Origin of the sequence: Streptomyces pratensis (assembly GCF_037137275.1) — a bacterium.
Lineage (GTDB): Bacteria > Actinomycetota > Actinomycetes > Streptomycetales > Streptomycetaceae > Streptomyces > Streptomyces pratensis_B.
In genome coordinates, this window is the sequence record NZ_JBBBEN010000097.1 from 229,538 (window position 1) to 246,776 (window position 17,239).

At 74.6% G+C, this 17,239-nt stretch carries 14 protein-coding genes; 7 read left to right on the forward strand and 7 right to left on the reverse strand.

What is annotated here, in order from left to right; all coding sequences use genetic code 11:
• The first annotated feature begins 136 nt into the window (after positions 1-136).
• Positions 137-1,804, forward strand: coding sequence for an alkaline phosphatase D family protein (locus tag V9U70_RS23360; protein WP_336678216.1), 1,668 nt, complete (start codon positions 137-139; stop codon positions 1,802-1,804).
• A gap of 7 nt (positions 1,805-1,811) precedes the next feature.
• Here the strand turns inward: V9U70_RS23360 and V9U70_RS23365 are convergent, their stop codons facing one another.
• Positions 1,812-2,807, reverse strand: coding sequence for a Gfo/Idh/MocA family protein (locus V9U70_RS23365; protein WP_336678219.1), 996 nt, complete (start codon positions 2,805-2,807; stop codon positions 1,812-1,814).
• Positions 2,808-2,917: 110 nt separating this feature from the next.
• Here V9U70_RS23365 and V9U70_RS23370 point away from each other — a divergent pair, with 110 nt between their 5' ends.
• A complete protein-coding gene (locus V9U70_RS23370; RefSeq protein ID WP_336678221.1) occupies positions 2,918-4,318 on the forward strand; it encodes a multidrug effflux MFS transporter in 1,401 nt (466 codons plus the stop codon).
• Positions 4,319-4,369: 51 nt separating this feature from the next.
• Here V9U70_RS23370 and V9U70_RS23375 read toward each other — a convergent pair whose 3' ends face one another.
• Complete coding sequence (locus V9U70_RS23375) at positions 4,370-5,683, reverse strand: hypothetical protein (RefSeq protein WP_336678223.1); 1,314 nt, start codon at positions 5,681-5,683, stop codon at positions 4,370-4,372.
• A 150-nt stretch (positions 5,684-5,833) separates the two neighbouring features.
• Between V9U70_RS23375 and V9U70_RS23380 the strand changes: the two genes are divergently transcribed.
• Positions 5,834-6,850 carry a small ribosomal subunit Rsm22 family protein gene (locus tag V9U70_RS23380; protein ID WP_336678225.1) on the forward strand — a complete coding sequence of 339 codons (1,017 nt, stop codon included), beginning with the start codon at positions 5,834-5,836 and terminating at the stop codon, positions 6,848-6,850.
• On the opposite strand, the gene ddaH is transcribed toward V9U70_RS23380, so the two are convergent.
• Complete coding sequence (gene ddaH / locus V9U70_RS23385; protein WP_336678227.1) at positions 6,851-7,693, reverse strand: dimethylargininase; 843 nt, start codon at positions 7,691-7,693, stop codon at positions 6,851-6,853.
• A 165-nt stretch (positions 7,694-7,858) separates the two neighbouring features.
• On the opposite strand from ddaH, the gene V9U70_RS23390 reads away from it, so the two are divergent.
• Positions 7,859-8,485 carry a TetR/AcrR family transcriptional regulator gene (locus V9U70_RS23390; protein ID WP_336678229.1) on the forward strand — a complete coding sequence of 209 codons (627 nt, stop codon included), beginning with the start codon at positions 7,859-7,861 and terminating at the stop codon, positions 8,483-8,485.
• A 175-nt stretch (positions 8,486-8,660) separates the two neighbouring features.
• Positions 8,661-9,407, forward strand: coding sequence for a bifunctional DNA primase/polymerase (locus tag V9U70_RS23395; protein WP_336678231.1), 747 nt, complete (start codon positions 8,661-8,663; stop codon positions 9,405-9,407).
• A 45-nt stretch (positions 9,408-9,452) separates the two neighbouring features.
• Here V9U70_RS23395 and V9U70_RS23400 read toward each other — a convergent pair whose 3' ends face one another.
• The 4 genes from V9U70_RS23400 to V9U70_RS23415 all read right to left on the reverse strand — a co-directional run bounded on the left by V9U70_RS23400 (position 9,453) and on the right by V9U70_RS23415 (position 13,803).
• Complete coding sequence (locus tag V9U70_RS23400) at positions 9,453-10,445, reverse strand: SCO2278 family lipoprotein (protein ID WP_473828705.1); 993 nt, start codon at positions 10,443-10,445, stop codon at positions 9,453-9,455.
• A gap of 339 nt (positions 10,446-10,784) precedes the next feature.
• Positions 10,785-11,624 carry a heme ABC transporter ATP-binding protein gene (locus V9U70_RS23405; protein WP_336678232.1) on the reverse strand — a complete coding sequence of 280 codons (840 nt, stop codon included), beginning with the start codon at positions 11,622-11,624 and terminating at the stop codon, positions 10,785-10,787.
• Positions 11,621-12,733 carry a FecCD family ABC transporter permease gene (locus V9U70_RS23410; RefSeq protein ID WP_336678233.1) on the reverse strand — a complete coding sequence of 371 codons (1,113 nt, stop codon included), beginning with the start codon at positions 12,731-12,733 and terminating at the stop codon, positions 11,621-11,623. Before V9U70_RS23410 ends, V9U70_RS23405 begins: the two co-directional genes overlap by 4 nt.
• A complete protein-coding gene (locus V9U70_RS23415; RefSeq protein WP_336678234.1) occupies positions 12,730-13,803 on the reverse strand; it encodes a heme/hemin ABC transporter substrate-binding protein in 1,074 nt (357 codons plus the stop codon). The genes V9U70_RS23410 and V9U70_RS23415 overlap by 4 nt, the downstream gene beginning before the upstream one ends.
• A gap of 135 nt (positions 13,804-13,938) precedes the next feature.
• Here V9U70_RS23415 and V9U70_RS23420 point away from each other — a divergent pair, with 135 nt between their 5' ends.
• Complete coding sequence (locus tag V9U70_RS23420) at positions 13,939-15,414, forward strand: HtaA domain-containing protein (protein WP_336678236.1); 1,476 nt, start codon at positions 13,939-13,941, stop codon at positions 15,412-15,414.
• 59 nt (positions 15,415-15,473) lie between these two features.
• Entirely contained in the window at positions 15,474-17,186 is a 1,713-nt protein-coding gene (locus V9U70_RS23425; RefSeq protein ID WP_336678237.1) for an HtaA domain-containing protein, read from the forward strand.
• Positions 17,187-17,239: the final 53 nt, after the last annotated feature.

Sequence of the window (17,239 nt, forward strand, 5' to 3'; positions counted from 1 at the left end):
AGCGTACGGGAGGGGCCGGCGCGCCGGGCACGCGGTGCTCATCGACCCGCCATGCGGATGTTGTGCACGCGACAACGGTGCGTCGTCACGCCCGGCTGCCATGAGATCCGACAGCATCCGGGCAAAGGAGGGGCATATGACCACCGCAGGGACCATCATGACGCCCGATCAGCAGCACGGACACGCCGAACGACGCGCCGCCGCACGGCTGCTCGGCCCGGACACGGGCCGCCGCCGCTTCCTGACCGCCGCCGGAGCGGCCGCCGCCCTCGCCTTCGCGGTCAACCTGCCCGCCGCCGGAACGGCGAGCGCCGCCCCGCTCGACGCCCGCAGGATCGCCGAGGACCCCTTCACCCTCGGCGTCGCCTCCGGCGACCCGCTCCCCTCGTCCGTCCTGCTCTGGACGCGCCTGGCGCCCCGCCCCTACGAACCCGGCGGCGGCCTGCCCCGCAACCGGGTCGAGGTGCGCTGGGAGCTGGCCAGGGACGAGCGCTTCCGTCGCGTCGAACGGCGCGGAACGCTCACCGCCCACCCCGAGTTCGCCCACAGCGTCCGCGCCGACGTCCAGGGCCTCGACGCCGGCCGCACCTTCTACTACCGCTTCCGCACCGGCGACTGGACCAGCCCCGTCGGCCGCACCCGCACCGCCCCCGCCCCCGGCGCGTCCCCCGGCTCCCTGCGGCTCGCCGCCGTCTCCTGCCAGGCCTACCACGACGGCTACTTCACCGCTCACCGGCACCTCGCGGACGAGGACGTCGACGTGGTCTTCCACCTCGGCGACTACCTGTACGAGTACGCCGTCAACGCCACCGGCGGGGCCCGCGCCTACACCGACCGCACCCTGCCGGCGCACTACAACCGCGAGACGGTCACCCTGGAGGACTACCGGCTGCGCTACGCCCTCTACAAGTCCGACCCCGACCTGCGCGCCGCCCACGCCGCCCACCCCTTCGTCGTCACCTGGGACGACCACGAGACCGAGAACAACTACGCGGGCCCCGTCCCCGAGAACGACGTGCCGCCCGAGGAGTTCCTGCTGCGCAGGGCCGCCGCGTACCGCGCGTACTGGGAGAACCAGCCACTGCGCGCCCCGCAGCAGCCCTCCGGACCCGACATGCGGCTCTACCGCCGGCTGTCGTTCGGACGGCTCGCGCAGTTCGACATCCTCGACACCCGCCAGTACCGCAGCGACCAGGCGTACGGCGACGGCTGGCGCACCCCCGGCCCGGAGTCGGAGGACCCCGCGCGCACGATGACCGGGGCCGCCCAGGAGCGCTGGCTGATCGACGGCTGGCGCGCCTCGGAGGCCACCTGGAACGTCGTCCCGCAGCAGGTCGCCTTCGCGCAGCGGCGCAACGTGCCCACCGACGCGTACAAGCTGTCGATGGACGCCTGGGACGGCTACCCGGCCTCCCGGCAGCGGGTGCTCGCCGGGGCCGAGAGCGCCGGGGTGGACAACCTCATGGTCCTCACCGGCGACGTCCACGTCTCCTACGCCTTCGACCTGAAGAAGGACTTCGACGACCCCGCCTCGCGCACCGTCGGCACGGAGATCGTCACCACCTCCGTCTCCAGCGGCAAGGACGGCGCGGACCGGCCCGCCAACTGGGAGAACCTGACCCGCGCCAACCCGCACCTGAAGCACTACAACGGACGGCGCGGCTACACGCTGGTCACCCTCGACGCGGCACAGGCGCGCGCCGACTTCCGCACGGTGGCGGCGGTCACCACCCCTGGAGCGCCGCTCGCCACGGCGGCCTCCTTCGTCACGGAGGCGGGGAACCCGGGTCTCACGCCCGCGTAGCCACCGCTCAGCGGTCCGCCGGGTAGCGGACGCCGATGCGGTCCCGTACCGCGTCGAGCGTCCGCATCACCGCGAGCGACCCCTCCAACGGCACGAGCGGGGACTCCCTCTCGCCCGCCCGGAGCGCGCGCATCACCTCGGCGGCCTCGTACTGCATCCCCGAGAGGCCCTGCGGGCCGGGCCCGGAGGCGATCGTCTCCGGCTCCCTGCCCGCACGGTGCACCACGGCGTGGTCCGGGTGGAAGAAGTCCCGCGGCAGGTCGATCCGCCCGGCCGTGCCGATGACGGTCGCCGCCGTCGGGTGGTGGCCGACGATCGAGCAGGAGAGCAGCGCGGTGGCGCCCGTGTCCCAGCCCAGCAGCATCCCCGTGTTCAGGTCGACGCCCTCGGGCGACAGCAGCGCGTCCGCCCGCACCCGGTCCGGCTCGCCCAGCAGCAGGTGGGCGAACGACACCGGGTACACCCCCAGGTCCAGCAGCGCCCCGCCGCCCAGCTTGGGATCGCGCAGCCGGTGGCCCGGGGCGATGTCGCCGGCGAAACCGAAGTCCGCCTGTACGGTGCGGACCTCGCCGATCGCCCCGTCCCGGACCAGCTGTGCCACCCGCCGGACCACCGGGTTGACGTAGGTCCACATGGCCTCCATCAGGAACAGCCCGCGCTCCCGGGCCAGCGCCACCAGCTCCTTCGCCTCCCGGCTGTTGAGGGTGAACGCCTTCTCGCACAGCACGTGCTTCCCGGCCCTCAGCGCGAGCGTGGTCGCCGCGTGGTGCGCCGAGTGCGGAGTGGCCACGTACACCACGTCCACCGTGTCGTCGGCGACCAGCTCCGCCCAGCTCCCGTAGGCCCGCCCGATCCCGTGGCGCTCCGCGAAACCCCGGGCGGAGGCCTCGGTGCGCGAGGCCACCGCCACCACCTCCGCGCCCTCCATCGCCTGCACGTCCGCCGTGAAGGTCGCCGCTATGCCGCCCGTCGCCAGAACACCCCAGCGCACCGTGTCGCTCATGCCCGCCCCCAGCTCATGGCCGGGCCCTCGTGCCGCCCCGGCCGAAAAGGTATCGACCACTCCGGCCGAGCTGAGAGCATAGATGCGGATTCAACGATGTGGAGAAGAGAATGCCGGACAGCGGCGGCGGCAGGGCCCACCGAGCACCCATACCCACCTCCGGGACGCCCGCGGACGCCCCGCCCGACGGCGCCCCGGCCGCCCCGCACGGGGACGCGGGCGCCCTCTTTGCCGACCCGGCGTCCCCGCACGGCACCGCAGCCGCTGGGCTGCCCGGCCCGGCGGCGGGGGCCACCCGGCGCACCGGACTCCTGGTCACCCTGGTCCTCGGCGGGCTCACCGCCCTGCCGCCGCTGTCCATGGACATGTACCTTCCGGCGCTGCCCGCGGTCACCGACTCGCTGAGCGCCCCCGCCGCCACCGTCCAGCTCACGCTGACCGCGTGCCTGGCCGGCATGGCGCTCGGCCAGCTCGTCGTCGGACCGATGAGCGACCGCTGGGGCCGCCGCAGGCCGCTCCTCCTCGGCATGGTCGTCTACGTCCTGGCCACCGCCCTCTGCGCCCTGGCCCCCAGCGCCGGCCTCCTCATCGGCTTCCGGCTCCTCCAGGGCCTCGCGGGCGCGGCCGGGATCGTGATCGCCAGAGCCGTGGTGCGCGACCTCTACGACGGCGTGGAGATGGCGCGGTTCTTCTCCACCCTGATGCTGATCTCCGGGGTCGCCCCGATCATCGCCCCGCTGATCGGCGGGCAGGTCCTGCGGATCACCGACTGGCGGGGCGTCTTCGTCGTGCTGACCGGCGTCGGAGTCCTGCTCACCCTCGTCGTCTGGAAGTGGCTGCACGAGACGCTGCCGCCCGCCGGCCGCCACACCGGAGGCGTCGTCGAGGCCCTGCGCACCATGCGCGGGCTGCTCGCCGACCGGGTCTTCACCGGTTACGTGGTCACCGGCGGGCTCGCCTTCGCCGTCCTGTTCGCGTACATCTCCGCCTCCCCCTTCGTGGTCCAGGAGATCTACGGGGCCTCGCCGCAGACCTTCAGCCTGCTCTTCGGGGTCAACTCCATCGGCCTCATCGTCGTGGGGCAGATCAACGGCAAGCTGCTGGTGGGCCGGGTCAGCCTGGACAAGGTGCTCGGATTCGGCCTCTTCGTCATCGTGCTGGCCGCGCTCGCCCTGCTGCTCATGACGACCGGTGTCTTCGGCGAGGTGGGCCTGGGGCCGATCGCTGCCGGGCTCTTCGTCCTCATGTCGGCGATGGGCCTGGCGATGCCGAACACCAACGCCCAGGCCCTGATGCGGACCAAGCACGCGGCGGGCTCCGCCTCCGCCCTGCTCGGCACGTCCTCGTTCCTGATCGGCGCGGTCGCCTCCCCGCTGGTCGGCATCGCGGGGGAGGACACGGCCGTCCCGATGGCGGTCGTGCAGACGGTGTGCGCCCTGGCGGCGGCCGGCTGTTTCCTGGGGCTGTGCCGCCCCTGGCAGCGCGCGGGGCGCGAGGCCGGCGCGCCCTGAGCGGACCGGGCGGGCGCCCGGCGCCCTCCGTGCGCCGGCGCGCACCCGGTCTCAGTCGGCGCGCGGGTAGCCGATCAGACGCGTGCGGTCCTGCCGGTCCGTCCAGTGGAACACCCCGACCCCCATCGTCTCGGCCCCCGGCAGCCGCGCGGTGCGCGCCAGCCGGTCGGTGGTCCAGGTCGCGAAGTCCATCGACACCGGCAGCCCGCCGCCCGACAGCGCGTCCGGGGCGTCCCGCGCGTTCTCGGCCCCGTAGGCGGTGCCGTCGTCCGTCACCGTGGCCAGCGACAGACGGGCGGCGCCCTCCTCGTCCTCGAAGCAGCGGCCCTGCCTCGCCTCCAGGTCGAAGGCGAGGTTCCCGGCGATCAGATAGTCGCCCGACGGCGACAGCACCGCCTGCGGGCTGCGGCCGGGCTCGATGGCGGGCCGGTGGCACTCCACAGAGGCCAGCGCCTCACCGGTCGTCGCGTCGTGCACCGCCCACAGCTCGTGGGTCGCCGCCCGTTCCGCCTTCTTCCCCAGCGCCCACTTCGCCAGCACCTGGCCCGAGGTCAGCGAGACGGGGACGCCGCTGGTCCGGTCGGCGCCCCGGGGCGCGACGTTCCGGCTGAACCAGCCGTCGCGCACCCAGAACTCCCGCGCCCCGCCCACCAGGAGCCCTCCCTCGGTCTGGCCGTGGACCTCGGTGAGCTGCTTGCAGCTCGTGCAGCCCTTGGGGTACTTCAGCTCGTCGGCGCCCAGTTCCGACACGGTGCCGGCGACCGGGTCGACCAGCGCGCTGTTCGCGCCCCCGTCGCTGATCACGATGTCGGGCCCGCTGGTGCTGACGTCCGGCGCGCTCGACCACGGCACCTCGACGCGCCGACGGGTCCCGTCCGTCACGTCGTACAGATCGAGCGAGACGAAGGTGCTCGCCGGGGACAGCCCGTCGCCGGCCTTTCCGTACGACCAGGTCACGAAGAACTGCCGGTCGCCCCGGGTGACGGTGGCGAGCCGCGGGTGGTGGGGCGGGTCCGGCGGCCGCCAGGACCGACCGTGCCACCCCGGCCGGCCGGTCGCGGTGTCGACCGTGCGCAGCCGGTAGCGGTGCTCGTCGGACCGTTCCAGGTAGGCCAGCAGGCCCGTGGCGTGGGAGACGGCGACCTCAAAGGAGGCGCCGACGACCTCCCAGCCCCGGTCCGTCGTGTACTGCGGTGGAACGGTGAGCCGGGTCACCGGGGCGGCGCTCGGCAGCGCCCCTCGCGTGGCCCCGCCCGCCGCGTCGCGCTCCTCGCCGGCGGGCTCGCCGCAGGAAGCGAGCAGCAGGAGCAGGGCGAGGAGGGCCACCCCGCCGGCCAGGGCCGGCCGCACGATCTTCTGTCTCATGGGTCTCCCGACGGACAAGGCCGCTCTCGCGCCGGTCAGCGTAGCAACAGGCCCGGCGCCGCGAGGGGTTGGGAAGCCATCCCGTCCTCGCCCGGGCGGGCCGCCGGGCGGGGCGCCCCCCGCCGACCGCGCCGCCCCTACAATGCGCCGGTGAACGCCACCCTCCCCACCGCTCAGTCCCTGCGCGCGGCGCTGGCCGCGCTGCTCGACGGGCTGCCGCCCAAGCAGGCCACGCAGGCCGTCGACCGGCTGATCGCCGCCTACCGCGGCCAGACCCCGACGAGCGCCCCCATCCTGCGGAACCGCTCCGACGCCGTCGCCTACGCCGCCTACCGGATGCCCGCCACCTTCGAGGCCGTACGGTCCGCTCTCGACGCCCTGGCAGAGGCGGCCCCCGGCTGGGAGCCCGCCGCCCACACCGACGTCGGGGGCGGCACCGGAGCGGCGAGCTGGGCGGTGGCCGGCGCCTGGGACGGCCCGGCGACGACCGTCCTGGACTGGGCGGAGGCGGCCCTCGCCCTCGGCCGCGAACTGGCCGAGGCGTCCGGCGTCCCGTCCCTGCGCTCGATCCGGTGGGAGCAGGCGACGATCGGCGCGGCGCTGGATCTGGCGCCGGCGGACCTGATCACCGTCAGCTACGTGCTCAAGGAGCTGACCGCCGGGGCCAGGGCCGAACTGGTCGACGCGGCAGCGGCGGCCGGACAGGCCGTGGTCGTCGTGGAGCCCGGCACCCCCGACGGCTACGCCCGGATCATCGAGGCACGGGACCGGCTGGTCGCCGCCGGGCTCCACATCGCCGCCCCCTGCCCGCACAGCGCCGCCTGCCCGATCGAACCGGGGTCCGACTGGTGCCACTTCTCCGCCCGGGTCAGCCGCTCCTCGCTGCACCGGCAGGTCAAGGGCGGCTCGCTGAGCCACGAGGACGAGAAGTTCGGATACGTGGTCGCCACCCGCTTCCCCGTGGCCCCGGCGGCCGCCCGGGTCATCCGCAAGCCGCAACTCCGCAAGGGGCAGGTGCTGCTGGAGCTGTGCACCCGCGACGAGGGGCTGGCCCGCTCCACGGTCACCAAGCGCCGCGGCGAGCTGTACCGGGCGGCCAGGGACGTCGCCTGGGGGGACGCCTGGCCGCCGGAAGGCGCGGACGGGCCGGGGTCGGCCGGCGGCTGATCAGCCGCGCAGCTCCTGCGTACAGCACTTCACGCTGCCACCGCCCTTGAGCAGTTCGCCCAGATCCATCGGCACGGGTTCGAAGCCCCGGTCCCGCAGCGGGCCGATCAGCCCTGTCGCGCCCTGCGGCAGCAGCACGTGGCGCCCGTCGCTGACCGAGTTGAGCCCGAACGCCGCGGCGTCCGCCTCCCGGGCGAGCAGCGCGTCCGGGAAGAGCCGGGCGAGCACGGCGCGGCTGCCGGGGGAGAAGGCGTCCGGGTAGTACATGATCTCGTCGGCCGCCGCGTCCAGCACGCACAGCGCGGTGTCCAGGTGGTAGTAGCGCGGGTCCACCAGGTCGAGCCCGACCACCGGGGCCCCGAAGAACTCCTGGGCCTCGGCGTGCGACAGCGGGCTGGAGCGGAAGCCGCGGCCGGCCAGCAGCCACGAGGCGGTGACGGCGAAGTCCCCCTCGCCCTCGTTGACGTGCTCCGGCTCCTGGACGTCGGTGAAGCCGTGTTCCCTGAACCAGTCCCGGTGGGCCGCGGCCTCCTCCCGCCGCTCCCGGTAGGCGAACAGGGCGCCGAGCACCCGCCCGCCGATCACCGTGGCGCCGTTGGCGGCGAAGACCATGTCCGGCAGGTCGGGGCGGGGCGCGAGCAGTTCGACGGTGTGGCCCAGGGAGCGGTAGCGGTCGCGCAGATCCTCCCACTGGGTCTGGGCCAGCGGCAGGTCGACGGGCTTGGACGGGTCCATCCACGGGTTGATGGAGTAGGTGACCCTGAAGTGTGTCGGCGCGCACATCAGATAGCGACGAGGGGTGGCGTCACGGTTCACGTGGGGCTCCTCGCGAACGGCGGCCAAGGCCGCGGAACGGTGGGACGCGCACGGTCTGTGCGTGAGCCCATGGTGCGCCGTGCGCACCGGATGCGCAGTGAACCGATCGGGTGGTTCCCGCACCACCCGGCCGCCCGTGCGGCCCCAAGGCAAGACGATACGTATCGGCTTGCCCGACGCTAGATTGGGCACATGGCATCCACCAAGGAACCCGACTCCAGCCGCCGGAGCGACCGCTCCCGCCGCGCGATCCACGACGCCGCCCTCGCCCTCGTCGGCGAGAGGGGCTACCGGCGCACGACGATCGAGGCCATCGCCGCCCGCGCCGGGGTCGGCAAGCAGACCATCTACCGCTGGTGGCCCTCCAAGGCCGCCGTCCTGATGGAGGCCTTCCTGGACCTGGCCGCCCGGTCCGCGGAGGAGGCCGGCCCGCAGGCCGGCGGCGAGCACGGCATCCCCGACACCGGGGACCTGGCCGCCGACCTCAAGCGCGTGCTGCGCGCCACCGTCGACGAGCTGAACGATCCGGCGCTGGAGGGCCCCACCCGCGCGCTGACCGCGGAGGGCGTCGTCGACGCGAAACTGGGCGCGGAGTTCGTCGAGAAACTGCTCGACCCGCAGCTCGCGTTGTATGTCACACGGCTGCGGGCCGCCCAGGAGGCCGGGCAGCTGCGCGCCGACGCCGACCCGCGGATCGCGCTGGAACTGCTCGTCGCGCCCCTCACCCACCGCTGGCTGCTCAGAACCCTGCCGTTGACCCACGCGTACGCCGACGCGATCGTCGACCTCGCCCTCGGCGGGCTGACGTCCCGTCCCTGACGTCACGGCCCCGCGGTGCGCCCCCCGGGGTGGGGTCTCGTACCCGTTATGTGCTGACATCGGGCGTGATGGTGCTCACTCGGTGCAGTGGTACACGGCCCCACTGGTGAACTCTGGCCACCCGAAGAGCAGGATGGTGCGACCATGGAGGAGCAACGCTGAGGTGAGGGGATAGATGGGCGCCGATTCCGGCCGCTTCCGCGGCACAGAGAGCAAGATCACCCAGTGGCTGCGGCGACGCCCCAGGACGCAGGGGGCCGAAGCCGCCGACGCGGCCAGAGCGGAGCTCCTGCTGGCCGTCGCCGACGCGGGCATGCCCATCGCCCCCGCCGCCCACCCCAACGGATACCGGTGTTCGTGCGAACGCATCGGCTGTCCCACCCCCGCCCGGCATCCCGTCTCCTTCGCCTGGCAGACGCAGTCGACCACCGACCGCGCCCAGATCGAGCGCTGGACCTCCGGCCAGCCACTGGCCAACTTCATCACCGCGACCGGCATGGTCCACGACGTACTGGACGTCCCCCTCACCGCCGGCCGCGACGCGCTGGAGCGTCTGCTCGCCGCGGAGATCGACGTCGGCCCGGTCGCCCAGTCCGGCGAGGACCGGATGCTCTTCTTCACCGCCACCCGCGGCACCCCGGAGGACGAGGACGAGTGGTGGCCCTGCGAGCTGGACTGCCACCCCGAGACCATGGACGCCCACCCGGGGTTGCGCTGGCACTGCCGCGGCAGCTACGTCCTCCTGCCGCCCGCCCGGCTCCCCGGTGAGCTGGACGTCCGCTGGGTGCGCGGCCCCGAGTACGAGCTGCCTGACCCGCTGACCCTCCTGGAAACGCTCACCGACGCCTGCGCGCGCTACGCGGGCAGCGCCCGGCAGAGCGAGCTGGACCACGACTCCGTCGCCTGGCCGCTGAGCCGCTGAGCCGTAGGGCCGTAGGGCCGGACGCCGCCCCGCGCGGCGGGGGCGCTACTCGCCCTTCGCGGCGACCAGGCCCGGCAGCCGGTTCAGCACCCGCACCTTGCCGGCGGCGGGCGAGCCGGAGCCCGCGTCGCGCCGCGGGACGTGCACCAGTTGGCTGGAGAGCCGCTCCTTGGTGAGGCTGCTGTCCACCTCGCCGGAGAGCAGCGCCTTCACATCCGCGTTGACCTCCGGCTTGAGCCCCTTCGCCGCGGTCTGCCGCTCGAAGTGCCTGCTGCTGAAGAAGACCAGCGCCCCGCCGTCCTCGGTGCGCAGCCCGAGCGGGGCGAACGCCGCGGACGTCAGCGGCTGGTCGACGTACTGGTAGGAGAAACCGGCCCGCTGTTCGGTGCGGCGGGACTCGCGCCAGCCCGAGGTGGCCGGGCCGGGCGCGAACACATCGGGCTCGCCGTCGCTCAGATATCCGGTGTACGCCGTGCTCAGCTCGGCGGGCGGGACGGCCAGGCCACCGTCGCGCGGCTCGACCGGGGTGGCGAACCCGTCCCCGTCCAGGACGAAGTCCGGCACCTGGGACGGCGGTACGACCGCCAGGTACGACGCCTTCCACAGGGCGTCGGGGCCGCTCCGTACGAACGCCACCAGCCAGCGGGTGTCCAGCTTCCCGCCGTCCTCGTCCCGGTTGGAGTCGGTGTCCGCGAGGAACCAGCGCGGCCAGCCCGCCTTCTTGGGGATGACGTAGGTCGTGTCGTCGAGGACCAGCGGCTCGTGCGCCTTGTTGCCGTCGGGGTTGTACGTCTGCCGCGCCTTCAGCCCGGCCTGGTTGATCGCGCCGAGCGAGCCCGTCACCCGGTCCGCGTCCAGCGCCGGATCGAACGCCTTGTCCGCCGCGTTGTAAGCGGTCAGGAAGTCCTGGAGCGCCTGCTCCGCCTCCGCCCGCGACGCCCCGGGCAGCACCTCGCGCTCGCCGTGCACCGTCACACAGCCGCTCGCCGCCGCACACACCATTGCGGCCGTGGCGACTCCCGCCGTCAGTCGGCCCAGCCGTGGGCGGCTCGCCCGGGGCAGGCGGGGCTCCCGGGCCCCGGAGCGCGCTTGCCCGGACTCCCGGCCCCGCTCCGGCGGGAAGGGCCCTGCTCGGGCGATGTCGTCCACCCCCATGGCTCCGCCACGCCTCGATCCTCCGCCCCGCGGCTGTGCGCGCCGGGCCCCGCTCCCCGGTCCGCCCTGGTCCGAACGAGAGGCTCTGGTCATCCGTTGCTTCCGCGCCTTCTGATCCGTCGTCGGCACTGACCGTCGAACCCTACCGGGGCGGGGCCGGCGCGCGGGCGGGGACCGGGTTCGGCGGTCGCGCCGCGACCCGGCGTACGGGCCGAGGCCGTGTCAGGCCCGCCGCACCGGCACGATCACCGGGGCGCCCGTCCTCGGGTGCGGGAAGACCTCCACCGGCTGCCGGTAGACCTCGCCGAGCAGCGCGGCGCTGAAGACCCGCTCCGGCGGGCCCAGTTCCGCGATCCGTCCGTCGTGCAGGACGGCGGCAAGGTCGGCGTACGCCGCGGCGAGCCCGAGATCGTGCAGCACGACGACGACGGCGTCACCGGCGGCGGCCCGCTCCCGGCAGATCCGCAGCACCAGTTCCTGGTGGCGCAGGTCCAGGGCCGCGGTCGGCTCGTCGAGCAGCATCAGCGGGGCGCGCTGGGCCAGCACCCGGGCGAGCGCCACCCGGGCCCGTTCCCCGCCCGACAGCCCGGAGAAGGGGCGGGCGGCGAACCGGGTCACCTCGGTGGCCGCCATCGCCGAGGCCACCGCCGCGTCGTCCTCCTCCTCCCGCTCCGTGCCGGCCCACGGCGCCCGCCCCATCCGTACGACGTCCTCCACCGGGAACGGGAAGGACAGCGCGGCGGACTGCGGCAGCACCGAGCGGCGCAGCGCCAGCTCGGGAGCGGACCACGCGGCGACCGGACGGCCGCCGATCCGCACCTCCCCGCTCCCGGCGGGCAGATCGGCGGCCAGCGCCGCCAGCAGCGTCGACTTCCCCGCGCCGTTGGGCCCGACGAGTGCGACCACCTCGCCGGCCCGCGCGGTCAGGTTCACCGCGTCCAGCACCTGCCGCCGCCCCAGCCGGACCGACAGCCCGGCGGCCTCCACGGCGGGGGAGCCCGGTGGCGGCGGCGGGGGCAGCTCCCGGGCGCGTGCCGCGAAGAGACCTCTCAGCGCCCTCATGCCCAACCACCTTGTCTACGACGGGTCCTGCGCAGCAGCCAGAAGAAGAACGGGCTGCCGAAGAGCGCGGTCAACACCCCGAGCGGCAGCTCGGCGGGGGCCGCCGCGGTCCGGGCCGCGAGGTCGCCCGCCACCAGGACCAGGGCGCCGCCCAACGCACTGCCGGGGACGAGGAAGCGGTGACCCGGACCGTTCGCCATCCGCAGCAGATGCGGAACGAGCAGACCCACGAACGAGATGATCCCGGCGACGGCGACCGCGGCGGCCGTCAGCAGCGCCACGACCAGGACCAGCACGATCCGCAGCCGCTCCACGTCCACGCCCAGGTGCCGGGCGGGCCGCTCGCCGAGCGCCAGCAGGTCCAGGCGGCGGGAGTGGAGCGGGGCGACGAGCAGTCCGGCCAGGGCGCACGGCAGCACGGCGAGGACCTTGGGCCAGGTGGCCTGGGCGAGCGAGCCCAGCTGCCAGAAGGTGATCTGGGTGATCTGCGCGTTGTCCGCGAAGAAGATGAACAGTCCGATCAGTGCGCCTGCGAAGGCGTTGACGGCGATACCGGTGAGGATCAGCGTCACCACCTCGGTCCTGCCGCCGGACCGTGAGAGCGTGTAGACGAGCAGGACGGTGGCCAGCCCCGCGGCGAACGCGCAGACGGTGACGGTCCAGTTGCCGAAGAAGCTCAGCCCCAGCGCGATCGAGGCGACCGCGCCGACCGCGGCGCCCGCGGAGATGCCGATCACGCCGGGTTCGGCGAGGGGGTTGCCGAACACGCCCTGCATCAGAGCCCCCGCGCAGCCCAGGGACGCGCCGACGAGCAGTGCGAGGGCGACCCGGGGGAGCCGCACGTTCCACAGGACGCTCTCGCCGACCCGGTCCAGCGCCTGGCCGCCGAGCCCGACGCGGTGCTGCACGGACGCCAGCACGTCGCCGAGCGGGATGGAGTACGCCCCGATCGCGGCGGACAGCAGGCAGCCGGCGAGCAGCGCGAGGAAGAGCCCCGCGGTGATCAGGAACGTCGTGCTCCCCGGCGGCGCGGGGGCGACGGCCTGCGGCCCCCCGGCTCCGGGGGGAGGGGCGGCGGACACCGCGTTCCCCGCTTGCGTGGCGGTCATCGGCCCGTGCCGTCCTTCGCGTACAACTGCTCGACGATGCCGGCGAGCACCCGGTCGGTGCGCGGCCCGTAGTTCAGCAGGACGCCGTCGTCGACCGAGACGACCCGGCGGTCCAGGCCGGCCGGGGTCTGCGCGATGCCGGGAATCCTCACCAGCCCCTCGACGCCGTCCACGGAGGCGAGCCCCTTGCTCATCACGAGGATCGCGTCCGGCGCGGCCTTGGCGAGTGCCTCGCTGGTGATGGCGGTGAAGTCCTTGTGCAGCCCCGACGCCTTGCCGGCGTCGACCGCGCCCGCCGCCTCCAGCAGCGAACTCGCCCCCGACTCCGCGCCGCCCAGCAGGTAGACGGAGGCAGAACCGCGCAGGTAGAGGAAGGCGACCCGGGGCTTTTTGCCGTCCGTCCGGCCCGGGACGGACCTCTGGACGGCGGCGATGCGGGACGCGGTGCGGGCCTTCAACTGGGCCCCGGCGGACGGCACGCCCAGTGCCTGCGCGACGGTGTCGATGCGCCGCCCGACGTCGTCGAGCGCCGTGGCGGGCTCGACGACGACCAGGGGGACGCCTGCGTCCCGGATCTGGTCGATCGCCTCGTTCGGCCCGGTCGTGGTGTCGGCCAGGACGACGGTCGGTCGCAGCGAGAGCACGCTCTCCGCCGAGACGTCGTGGGCGCGCGTCACCACCGGGAGCCCCGCGGCCTGTTCGAAGGTGGCGGTGATGTCCCGGGCGACGACCTGCTCCTCGAAGCCGAGGGTGAAGACGATCTCGCTCAGCGATCCGGTCAGCGGCACGATCCGGTCGGTGGAGCCGATCGTGACCTTCCGCCCGTCCGCGGAGTCCACCGTCACGGGCAGCTCGGGCGAGGGCGGGGCGGCCAGCGGCTCGACCCGGTCGGCGTCGGCCGCGGCGGCGACCGGTTTCCGCGCGGCGTCGCCGCCGGAGCCGCAGCCGGTCAGGGCCAGGGCGAGCACCGCCGCGACGGCCAGGGCGGCGTTCGCCCTCGCCCGGACCGGGCTACGGACCGCCCCTTTGGGGTCCGGGGCCTTCGGGGCGAGGGCCTGTGAGATGCGCACTGAGCACCGTCCTGTCGTTATGCGGCGTGCGGTTGACCGTTCGTGAGGAACGGTGTGACCGGAGGGGGTTCCGGCCCAGGCTGGGAGTAGCTTAGGTTAGCCTTACCTTTGTTATCCACTCCTTGGAGGGGCCCCATGCCGTCGTCCAGATCCGCCCGCGCGCTCGCCGTGACCCTCCTCGCGGTGCTGCTGGGAGCCCTGCTCCCCGCCACCACCGCGCAAGCGGCAAGCCGCACGGTGCAGGGCGGTCGGCTGGACTGGGGCATCAAGTCCTCCTTCCAGAGCTACGTCACCGGGCCGGTGGCGGGCGGAAGGTGGAGCCTGACCGGCGGAGCCGCCACGGTCGGCGGCAGCCGGTTCCGCTTCCACTCCGCGACCGGCTCCTACGACCCGGCGACCGGGGCGCTCCACTCGGCCTTCGCGGGCGGCGTGCGCTTCACCGGCCACAGGAAGGCAGACGGAGGCGACGAGCTGGACCTCACGGTCAGCCGCCCCACGGTCCGCATCGACGGCGCCGGCGGCACTCTCCACGCCGACGTGGTCAGCAAGGAGCGGGGGACCGGCAAGGTCACCCGCCGCTCCCAGGTGCCCCTCGCCACGCTGGGCCTCGGCGGGATCGACATGAGAGGCGGGGACACCCCCGTGGCCCTGACGGGCGTCCCGGCGACGCTGACCGCCCAGGGCGCCACCGCCTTCGCGGGCTACTACACCGCGGGCACCGCGCTGGACCCGGTCAGTCTCTCCGTCGACACCCGCGTCCCCGCCGCCGCGCCGGAGCCGTCCCCCTCGAAGGAGAGGAGCGGCGTGGACCAGGGGGAGGGCGCCGGGAGGGGCGCGGACCCGACCGCGCCCACGAAGGAGGAGACGGGCCGCTTCGAGGACGCCGCCGTCGACTGGGGCGTGCGCCGCACCTTCCGCGAGTACGTCACCGGCTCCATCGGCCAGGGCGAGTGGACGCTCGCCGGCGGCGCCCAGGACGGCGGCGCCCTGTTCCGCTTCTCGCGCGGAACGGGCACGTACGACACGAAGAAGCAGACCCTGGACGCCCGCTTCGACGGCAGCGTCCGCTTCACCGGCGCCCACGGCCTCGACCTGGAGTTCGGCGGCGTCACCGTCACCCTCGCCGAGGGAGTGGGCACTCTGGCCGCGGACGTCACGAGCGAGGGAGCCACCCGCGAGGGCGTGCCCCTCGTCACCTTCCCCGCCCGGGACTTCGCGCCGAAGGGGGGCCTCGCCGTCCTCACCGAGGCGCCCGCGACCCTCACGGAGGAGGGGGCCGGGGCGTTCGGCTCCCTGTACAAGAAGGGCACCGCCATGGACCCGGTCTCGCTCGCCGTGGCCGTGGACGACCAGGCCCGGCTGCCCGCGCTGCCCGACCTCGGCAGCGAGCCGACGGCGGCCGCGGAGCCCACCGGGAAGGCCGCCGAAGAGCCCTCCACCGCCCCGCCGGCCTCCGCGTCCGCCTCGCCCCCCGGCCCCGGCGCGTACGCCGCCGGCGGAGGCGCTCTGCTCGTCGTCGCGGCCGGTGGGGTCCTTTACGCCCTGCGCCGTCGTGGTGCGCGGCAGAGCCGGCGGGTCGCAGAGGCCCCGGGCGCCCTCCGTACCCCCTGATCCCACCTCCCCTCTTCACGCTCCTCTTCCACCCCCGCCTCTCTAGGAGACCCACCGACATGGCAGCCACCCGCCGCCCCGTATCCCTCGCCGCAGCCGTCGCCACGGCCGCCGCCCTGGGCGCGGCCTTCGCCCTCCCGGCCGCCGCGGCCGAGGGCTCCTCCTCCGCCCCCGCCGCTCCCGCGGCCGCCGTGCCGAAGCTGGACCTGACCGACGGCACGCTCGACTGGGGCTTCAAGAAGTCCTTCCGCACCTATCTGGCCTCTCCGTTCGCCCACGGCCGGATCACCGTCTCCGGCGGCGCCCGGCAGGCCGAGGACAACGGCGTCTTCACGTTCGTCGACGGCAAGGGCGCCTACGACCCCAGCCCCGGCTCCCACGCCACCGCCACGGCCTTCGACGGATCGGTCAACTTCTTCGCCCACGAAGGCGTCCTGGACATCACCCTGTCCGACGTCAAGCTCTCCACCCGGGGGACGGGCGGCGCCATCACCGCCGACGTGGAGACCCCCGAGGGCGCCGCCGACGACGTGGACATCGCCGCCCTCGACCTGTCGGCGGTGAAGCCGGGGCGCGGCGACGGCGGCACGATGGTCTTCAAGGACATCCCGGCCACACTGACGAAGGCGGGGGCGAAGGCGTTCAACGGCCAGTACAAGGAGGGCGACGCCCTCGACCCGGCCACCCTCTCGGTGAAGGCCGTGACGCCTCCCACCGGTCAGCCCACGGGCGAACCGACGGGCGAACCGACCGACGAGCCCACGGGCGAACCGACCGGCGAGCCCACGGGCCGGCCGACGGGGCAGCCGACCGGGCCCACCGGCGAGCCGGGCGCCGAACCGCCCGCGTCCACCTCGAACACCGCCCGGCCGGCCGGCGGCCCGGTCGTCGACGGCACCCTGGACTGGGGCGTCAAGAAGGCCTTCCGCTCCTACGTCACCGGCCCCATCGCGCACGGAAAGGTCGAGACGAGCGGTGGCGCCTCCGCATCCGGCGACGGCTACCGCTTCGGCGGGGCCACCGGCCGCCTCGACGCCGACAAGGACACGCTCGACGCCGCCTTCGAGGGCGCGGTGCGCTTCCTGGGCCACGAGACCGGGGGCGCGTACGTCCTGGACCTCTCCCTCAGCAACCTGAAGGTCGACATCGCGGGCGGCTCCGGCACGCTGCTGGCCGACGTCTCCACCAAGGACCGCGCGACCGGCGAGGTCGACACGTTCACCGGCCTGGCCCTCGCCGACCTGAAGACCCCCGCCGGCGGCCTCACCGCCCGGGACGGCGTCGTACACCTCAAGGGCCTCCCGGCGACCCTCACCGCGGAGGGCTCCCGGGCCTTCGGCGGCATGTACGCGAAGGGCGAGGCGCTCGACCCGCTGACCGTCGCGGTCTCCCTCGACAAGGACGCCCGGCTCCCGGACGGCCCGGCCGGTCACGAGAACTGTGCCGCGGCCGAGGCGGCCGGGGCGGCGCCCCTGCGCCGGGGCGAGGCCGGCTACGCCCCCCATCTCGACGGTGACGGCGACGGCATCGCGTGCGAGTTCGGAAGTTCCACCACCACCGGCGGCACGGTGGGCGGCTCCTCCGGCGGCTCCACCGCAGGCGGCGGCACGGTCGGCGGGTCCTCCGGCGGCACGGTGGGCGGCTCCGGCGCCCTGGCCGCCACCGGCGCCGGCCTCCCGGCCGGCGCCCTGTTCGCCGCCTCCGGAGCCGTCGTGGCGGCCGGCGCGGGTGTCGTGATCGCGGCGCGCCGTCGCCGTGACGCCACCGCCTGACCCGCCGGGCCCCGTACCGTCCGCACGCCCCGCGGGGCCGTGCCGGCAGCGCC